At 73.1% G+C, this 1,296-nt stretch carries 2 protein-coding genes; one reads left to right on the forward strand and one right to left on the reverse strand.

The annotated features are described in order from the left end of the window. The first annotated feature begins 243 nt into the window (after positions 1–243). Entirely contained in the window at positions 244–465 is a 222-nt protein-coding gene (locus tag AB0N76_RS39860; protein ID WP_363565751.1) for a hypothetical protein, read from the forward strand. Positions 466–504: 39 nt separating this feature from the next. Here AB0N76_RS39860 and AB0N76_RS39865 read toward each other — a convergent pair whose 3' ends face one another. Next, the gene (locus tag AB0N76_RS39865; protein ID WP_363565752.1) at positions 505–1,182 is read right to left on the reverse strand and encodes a hypothetical protein; all 678 of its coding nucleotides are present in this window, start codon (positions 1,180–1,182) and stop codon (positions 505–507) included. Positions 1,183–1,296 lie beyond the last annotated feature (114 nt).

Consider the following 1,296-nt stretch of genomic DNA (forward strand, 5'->3'; position numbering starts at 1 on the left):
CCCGGACCCCGGCGCGGGCGCGCCTGCTGACGTGGAGTGACCTCTGCTGCACACCGCGAACGTACCCGCGCCGCCGCCGCCCCGCCCTGCCCGCTGCTCCGTCCGGGCCCCACCGCCGACGCCCGCACGGCGTGGCGCGTGACACGGCCCGCCGCGGCCGACCCCGGACCCGCGACTTTGGTGGCGCCCACTCGCTCCGAAAGTCGGATTCCGCCCGCCGACCGGCTCCCTAACGTGGCGGTCATGAAGAACCTGCTCGGCTTCGCGAGTTTCGTCCTCATCGTCGGCGGCATCAGTGGCCTGGTCTCCGACCACCTCTGGGGTCTGCACATCTTCGGCTTCGTCCGCCATCTGGTCCCCGCCGATCACCAGACGGCGGGCTACCTCGTGATGATCGCCGCGGGCATCCTCCTCGCCGCCTCCACCGCCCTCCTCGACCGCCTCGGCGGCGACGACCACGCCTGAGAGGTCCGGACGGGCTCACCAGCGCGGATGGAAGCCGTCCTAGAACTCCGCCTCGGCCCGTTCGGCGTCCTCGGCCCGTTCGGTGGACGCGAACCAGTGGGTGTCGAAGTGCCGCGCGAGGGAGTAGGGATGCTGCGGATCGGTCAGCATCCGGTGGACGAATTCTCCGGCCGGACCGTCGAACCGCCGCCAGGGCGTCCACTTGTCGTCACGCGCGAAGATCGGCCACTTCTCCGGGTCCGGATCCTCCACCAGCCAGCAGAAGGAGTGCTCGGCCGAGGTCATGGCCCATTGGAGGAGCCGGAGCTCGGGCCCACCGGCGGGAGCCGGGGCGGCCACCGCGCTCACCATGGCGGTCAGCCGTGGGGCGGCGGCGTCGGCGCTCCTGAGGAGGCCGACTCCGAGCCACCTCCGCCCCACGGTCCAGCCGTACATCTCGATGGCCCGGTCGGCGAGGAGGTCGGCGAGCGGTGGGCCCGGCAGCCGCCGGAGCGACGGGTCCGTGAAGCCGTCGAGGGCCACCGTTCCGGACGGCCCGAACCGAGCCCGCAACGAGGCCACGACCTCGGTGAGTTCGGCGGGTCCACCGCCGTCGGCCGGGAGAGCGGCGAGGTGGTGGGCGAGGGGTTCCCGCGCACGCTGTCGGGCGGTCTCGTCGCCCGGCAGCGGTCGGGCCAGGAGGCCGTCGATGAAGGCGAGATGAGCGGCGTCGTCCATGGCACGACAGTGAATCCCATGGCTCGGACACTCAGGGGCCGGGGCGGGTGGCTGCGGCGGCGATCCCGTCGAGGAGGACGGCGAGGCCCGTGTGGAAGGCCTCCTGGGTGCGGT

The sequence above is a fragment of the Kitasatospora sp. NPDC093806 genome (assembly GCF_040683335.1).
Taxonomy (GTDB): domain Bacteria; phylum Actinomycetota; class Actinomycetes; order Streptomycetales; family Streptomycetaceae; genus Kitasatospora.